Origin of the sequence: Nocardioides sp., from assembly GCF_025964975.1 — a bacterium.
GTDB lineage: Bacteria > Actinomycetota > Actinomycetes > Propionibacteriales > Nocardioidaceae > Nocardioides.
The window spans coordinates 22,093-28,164 of sequence record NZ_JAOPXV010000215.1; the positions used below are offsets into that span (position 1 = coordinate 22,093).

The 6,072-nt window shown below is 69.7% G+C and carries 6 protein-coding genes; 2 read left to right on the top strand and 4 right to left on the bottom strand.

Going from position 1 to position 6,072, the window contains the following annotated elements; all coding sequences use genetic code 11:
* Positions 1-37 precede the first annotated feature (37 nt).
* The 4 genes from JWN68_RS17475 to JWN68_RS17490 form a co-directional block, all read right to left on the bottom strand.
* Positions 38-952 carry a glycosyltransferase family 2 protein gene (locus JWN68_RS17475; protein WP_297741311.1) on the bottom strand — a complete coding sequence of 305 codons (915 nt, stop codon included), beginning with the start codon at positions 950-952 and terminating at the stop codon, positions 38-40.
* Positions 949-1,872, bottom strand: coding sequence for a glycosyltransferase family 2 protein (locus tag JWN68_RS17480; RefSeq protein ID WP_297741313.1), 924 nt, complete (start codon positions 1,870-1,872; stop codon positions 949-951). The genes JWN68_RS17475 and JWN68_RS17480 overlap by 4 nt, the downstream gene beginning before the upstream one ends.
* Positions 1,873-1,897: 25 nt before the next feature.
* Positions 1,898-3,409: an LCP family protein gene (locus JWN68_RS17485; protein WP_297741315.1), complete on the bottom strand. Its 1,512-nt coding sequence runs from the start codon at positions 3,407-3,409 to the stop codon at positions 1,898-1,900.
* 168 nt (positions 3,410-3,577) lie between these two features.
* Complete coding sequence (locus JWN68_RS17490) at positions 3,578-4,084, bottom strand: acyl-CoA thioesterase (protein WP_297741317.1); 507 nt, start codon at positions 4,082-4,084, stop codon at positions 3,578-3,580.
* 23 nt (positions 4,085-4,107) lie between these two features.
* Here JWN68_RS17490 and JWN68_RS17495 point away from each other — a divergent pair, with 23 nt between their 5' ends.
* Together JWN68_RS17495 and JWN68_RS17500 are read left to right on the top strand one after the other, a co-directional pair.
* Positions 4,108-5,310 (top strand): LCP family protein, encoded by a 1,203-nt coding sequence (locus tag JWN68_RS17495; RefSeq protein WP_297741319.1) that lies wholly within the window; start codon positions 4,108-4,110, stop codon positions 5,308-5,310.
* Positions 5,307-6,072: crotonase/enoyl-CoA hydratase family protein (locus JWN68_RS17500; protein ID WP_297741321.1), on the top strand; the 766-nt coding region annotated here is incomplete at its 3' end. The genes JWN68_RS17495 and JWN68_RS17500, both read left to right, overlap by 4 nt.

Consider the following 6,072-nt stretch of genomic DNA (forward strand, 5'->3'; position numbering starts at 1 on the left):
CTGTAGTGGGGTTGGCCGCGAGGACGGCGAGCCGAGTCTAGCGAGGCGGAGCGGCCGCCCCGGTGAGGTGGCGCATACCCCGCGCCGACCGCATGGCGCGGATCACGTTGCCTGCCTCACCACGACCGCCGCGCAACGGGCTGAGCAGGACGACCCCGAACACGATCACCCAGGGCTTGAGGCGGACGAGCACGTTCTCCCCGTGGCGGAAGTGGACGACGAAGAGGTTGCGGAACATGTAGAACCCCTTCCAGCCCGAGAGGTCGTGCTGCTGGTTGAAGTCGAGCTGTCGCACGAGCCGGGCGTCACGCACCGCCCAGATGCGCCAACCCGCCCGTCGCGCGCGCACGGCGTATTCCGCGTCGTCGTAGAAGATGAAGAACTCCGGGTCCGGGAACCCGATCCTGGTCACCACGTCGCGCCGGACCATGAACCCCTCGAAGGCGACGTTCTGCACCTCGACGAGCGCGGGCATGCTGGCGCGGTCGGCGTACGCCGTGTCCACTGCCGCGCGCTTGGGTCGGATCGCCAGCGGGTTGCGCAGGTCGAAGTGGACGGCTGCCTTCTCCACGAGCGCGCCGGTGAGGTCCTCGCGCACGCTCGTCAGGCAGTCCTCGTCGACCGCCATCAGCACGGCGAGGCAGTCGGGCGCCGGCACGACGTCGTCGTCCATCAGCCAGATGCGGTCCCAGCCTGCGTCGTACGCCGCCCGCATCCCGATGTGGAAGCCGCCCGCGCCGCCCAGGTTGCTGGCGGTGGTGGTGACGTGGAGCGGCAGGTCGGTGCGTGCGTCGAGCACCGTGCGGGTGTGATCGGTGCTGACGTTGTCGATCACGATGACGGCGTCGGGTTGGTGTGTCTGCGCGGCGAGACCGTCGAGCATCCGGCCCAGCAGCTCGGCCCGGTTGTGGGTGACGATGACGACGGCGACGGTCTCCGGGGTGCCGCTCACGTCAGGAACCTCTCGTGTCCGTCGTACTCCCCTGCCAGGCCGTCGAGCATTGCGCGGGCGCTGAGCCGGAGACGGACCAGGCTCGGCCGCGTGACGGTGTAGAACCACAGCGTCTTGATCACGAACGCCATCGCGTGGAGCGGCCCGCGGTAGTCGCGGAGGTTGACCAGGTTGTTGCGAGCCATGCAGTAGTGCTTGAGGTCGCTCGGGCTGTGGTTGTAGGTCGTACGTCCCCACATCATCGGTGTCCCGAGCTCACCGACGCTGGGGTGCAGGACCAACGCGTCGGTGACCGTCGCCACCCGGGCTCCGGCCTCACGGGCCCGCCACAGGTATTCGACGTCGTCGCCCCAGATGAAGAACTCCTCGCGAGGAAGCCCGATCCGGTCGACGAGCTCGCTGGTGACGAGCACCCCGTTGAAGGGGATGACGATGTCGGCCAGCACGCCGGCGGTCGCACGCTTCCGGGCGCCGGCCAGGTCGCGCACCACTGTGGCGCTGCCGGGCAGCCGCATCGGGAAGACGAGCTGGTCGGGGTCGCTCTCGTCGACGACGAGGGGCCCCCAGAAGTCGTAGTCGTGCTCCAGCAGGTGCGTCAGGCACGCACGTTCGGGCAACCCGTCGTCGTCCATCAACCACACGAGGCCGGCGTCGCGGTCGATGGCCCAGGCCAGGCCGTCATGGAACCCGCCGGCGCCGCCACGGTTGCGGTCGAGGGTGCGCGCGAGCACCGGGATCTCCCCGGTGGTGGGGGTCCCGGCGAGCCAGTCACCCGTGCCGTCGGTCGAGGCGTTGTCCACCACGAGGACCTCGTGCACGCCCTCGGTCTCGCCGAGTCGTGCGACCAGCCGTTGGAGGAGCGGCAGCCGGTTGAAGGTGACCACGACGGCGACGACGCGTCGATCGGGGCCGTAGGTCACGCGGGTCACCCTAGATGCTGGCGCGTCAGCAGACCGATTCGAGGTCCTCGGCCTCGTTGGCGGCGTAGCCCTCCTTGAGGGAGCCGATGGAGCCCCCGGTCATGGAGGGCGGCGGGGCCGGCGTCGTGGCTTCGGCGGCCGGGGTGGCAGCCGGTGACATCCCGTCCCCGGCGCCTGCCGCGGCTGCCTCGGTCGTCGGAGCGGGCGCGGGCTTCTTCCCCTCGGCGCGGTCGATGGCGGCGGCCACCATGGAGTGGACCAGATCGATGTCGGGATCGGCCGTGACGACCTTGGGCGGCACCAGGCTGACGGTCGCGATCGGCTGGGACTTGGCCTTGATCGCCAGGTCGAGGAAGGTGTCGACCTCGCTGGAGGGAACGTTGGTGGAGACCATCTCGGAGGAGGCCTCGGCGATCTCCGAGAAGTTGGCCAACGCGTCCTGGGGGCTGACCTGCTGGAGCATCGCGTTCATCACGCACTTCTGCCGGGCCATGCGCGAATAGTCGTCAGACCCGTCGCGGGCGCGGGCGAACCACAGGGTGTCCTCGCCGTCGAGCTTGCGGGTGCCGGGCTCGATGTGGCGGTAGAACGGGTCCTGCGGCAGGCCCACGGGGATGCGGTCGCGCACGGTGAGGGTGACGCCGCCCACGGCGTCCACGAGGCTGCGGAAGCCCTTGAGGTTGACCATCGACCAGTAGTTGATCTCGAGCCCGGTGATGCCCTCGACGGCCATCACGGTGGCATCCACGCCCGGCGTCCTGGAGCCTTTGAAGATCTCGGTGTGGTCCTGGGCCCAGGTGGAGACGGCATTGAGGTAGCAGTCGTCGCAGTCCCAACCCTTGGGGAACTGCTTGGCCATGACCGAGTCCTTGGCGAAAGGGAAGTTCGACATGTTCCTCGGCAACCCGACCAGCACGGTCTTGCCCGTACGAGCGTCGATGCTGGCGATCGTGAGCGAGTCGGGCCTCAGTCCCCATCTGCCGGCACCCGAGTCGCCACCGAGCAGGAGGACGTTGAAGCGACCGTCGTGGGCACCGACGACCTCCCCGTCGCCGAACATCGTGAGCATGAAGTGGCGTTGTACGCCGACCATGTGCGCTCCGAAGAGAAGCGCCCCCGCTACGGAGAAGCACAGGACACCGTTGACGCCGACCACGGCGAGACGCTGGCGCTGCTGCAGCCCGAGCGGCTGTCCGAGCCGCCAGGCGTCCATGAACAGCAGGGCCCACCCCACGGCGAGGGCCATCAGCACGAGGCGCACCAGGCCCAGGACCAACGTGTTGGAGATGGCCCAGAAGACGAAGTCGTGCGAGAAGTAGGACAGGACCAGCAACAGGGGCACCGAGACGACCAGCCCGAGCCAGACCCGCGTCGCGATGCGACCGACCCACCGGTTGCCGGCCACCAGCTGGGCGGAGCCCGGGATCAGCACGGTCATGACCATGAGGGCGACGGCGCGGCGGAAGCGGACGCGCTGCGCGCGGTCCAGGGTCGTGAACCGGGCGGGCTGCGCGGTGGGCGCTGCGGTGGAGGGCATTGCGGTGTCTCTCTGCTGGGGGAAGTCAGCTCGCCCAGTATCACCAGTCCCACCCGTCACATCGCGGTACGACGCGCCGAAGACAGCGGTAGTCCGCTGCCACCGGCTGGCAGTGGAACACCGCTGTCCCTGCGCCGAGGTGTACCGTCGACCAGGTCGACGCCGGACTCAGGCCTCGCGGCCCTGGTCGATCTCGAGCTTGCGGGCGAGCCGGTGCGCCCGACGGATCTCGGCCTCACGCTGGCGGCGTACCTCCGTTGGCGTCTGGGTGATCAGCCCCGGCACCGGTCGCGGGGACCCGTCCTCGTCGATGGCCACGAACACGAAGTAGGCGCTGGCGACGTGCACGGGCTCGTCGGAGGCGTTGCCCCACGGTTGGGCCTCCACCCGCACCCCGATCTCCATCGACGAGCGGCCCGCCCAGTTGACCTCGGAGTAGGTCTTGACGATGTCGTCGACGTGCACCGGGCGCAGGAAGCTCATCTCGTCCATGGCCGCCGTGACCGCCGGACCGCCGCTGTGCCGGAAGGCGACGGCCCCGGCCGTGGAGTCCGCCAGCTTCATGATCTCGCCACCGTGGACGTTGCCGAGGATGTTCGCGTGCACCGACGTAGCCGCGAGCGAGAGGGACACCCGGGAGAAGGACACCGTGCGAGCGGCCAGCGTTTCACTCATGGCCGCACGGTAGCGTCACGGCCATGGCACAGCGTCCCCCAGGCAAGGGTGGTCCCGAGGAAGGCACCCCCGAGTACGAGTGGCTCTACGGCTCCAAGGGCTCCGCGCGCTCCGACGACGCCACCCGCATGGTGCCGACCCAGGATCGCCCGCCCGAGACCCGGGTGATGCCGGCCCAGCCACAGCCGTCGGGATCATCAGGGCGTCCACCCGGCAGCGGCAGGGGTACGCCGAGCGCCGCACCGCCCCCGAGTCCCGCCCGCTCCCGCCCGCGACTCCCTCGCTTCCGGTTCGGGTTCCTGAAGCTGTTGCTGCTGCTCTGGCTGGCCTTCATGATCGCCGTACCCATCTGGGCGTGGTCGAAGATCGACAAGGTCGACGCCGAGCCCACCGCAGGCAATCGCCCCGACGACCAGCCGGGGACCAACTACCTCATCGTCGGGTCCGACAAGGCCGACGACCTCACCGACGAGCAGCGCAAGTCGCTGGGGACCGGCCCCAGAGGCGGGACCAACACCGACACCATCATCGTGCTCCACACCGGCTCCGGGCCGGACACGAAGATGTCGATCCCCCGCGACACGCTGACCGAGGTGCCGGGACACGGCACGCAGATGATCAACGCGGCCTTCGCCCTGGGCAACGCCCCGTTGCTGGTCGCGACTGTGGAGCAGCTGACCGGGATCCACATCGACCACTACGTCGAGCTCGGGTTCGGCAGTGTCATCAACACCGTCGACGCCCTCGGCGGCATCGAGGTGTGTCCGAAGACCGCCATGGACGACCCGAAGGCGCGCCTGAAGATCAAGAAGGGCTGCCAGGAGGTGGACGGCGAGACCGCGCTCGCCTACTCGCGCTCGCGCTACGTCAGCGCGCTCGGCGACCTCGACCGCGTCGGTCGGCAGGGCGAGGTCATCGGCGCCCTTGGCTCCGCGGCCAAGTCGCCCTGGACGTTCCTCAATCCCATGCGCTACTGGCGCGTGAGCAACGCCTCGGCCAACGCCATCCGGATCGACGAGGGCATGGGGCCGCTGGCGCTGGGCCGCTTCGCCCTCGCGATGAGCGGTGAGAGCCGCACGTGCACGATGCCCAACCTGTCGGCACCGAGCGACCCCAACCGGATCATCGCCGACCCCGAGCGGGCTTCCGCCGTCTTCGAGGCGATCATCGCCGACGACGTCATCCCGGCCAACGTCTGTACCCCGACCGGGCGACCCAAGCAGTGACCTACGAGACGCTCTCGGTCGAGACCGACGAGACCGGGGTCGCCCTCCTGACCCTGTCGCGACCCGCCGCGCTGAACGCGTTCGACGTCACCATGGCCCGCGAGCTCGAGGCGTTCTTCCTGGCCGCTGCCGACGACGACACGATCAAGGCGGTCGTCGTCACGGGCGAGGGCAAGGCGTTCTGCGCGGGCATGGACCTCTCCGCGGAGGGCAACGTCTTCGGCCTGGACGAGTCGCTCTCGCCGACCGCGCAAGAACTGCGCGAGCACCTGACGGAGGAGCCCTTCCAGACTGGCGTCCGGGACACCGGCGGCAAGGTCACCCTGGCGATCCACGCCTGCCCGAAGCCGGTGATCGCCGCGATCAACGGCGCAGCGGTCGGCATCGGCGCGACGATGACCTTGGCCATGGACGTGCGGCTGGCCTCGACCAGGGCCCGCATCGGCTTCGTCTTCGGCCGGCTCGGCATCGTGCCCGAGGCCTGCTCCTCGTGGTTCCTGCCCCGCATCGTCGGCATCCAGCAGGCGCTGGAATGGGTGTACGCCGCCGACATCCTCACCGCCGAGCAGGCCCTCGCCGGTCGGCTGGTGCGCTCGGTCCACGAGCCCGACGACCTGCTGCCGGCCGCCCTCGACCTGGCCCGCTCCTTCGTCGTCGACCGCTCCCCCGTCGCGCTCGCGCTGGCCAAGCAGCTGCTCTACCGCAACGGGGCCGCCCCGGAGCCGCTCGACGCCCACCTGTCCGACTCGCTGGCGATGTTCC

Coding starts and splice junctions, on each gene's coding strand:
- JWN68_RS17485 (WP_297741315.1), bottom strand. CDS start 3,409: ATGCCCTCCACCGCAGCGCCCACCGCGCAGCCCGCCCGGTTCACGACC.
- JWN68_RS17490 (WP_297741317.1), bottom strand. CDS start 4,084: ATGAGTGAAACGCTGGCCGCTCGCACGGTGTCCTTCTCCCGGGTGTCC.
- JWN68_RS17495 (WP_297741319.1), top strand. CDS start 4,108: ATGGCACAGCGTCCCCCAGGCAAGGGTGGTCCCGAGGAAGGCACCCCC.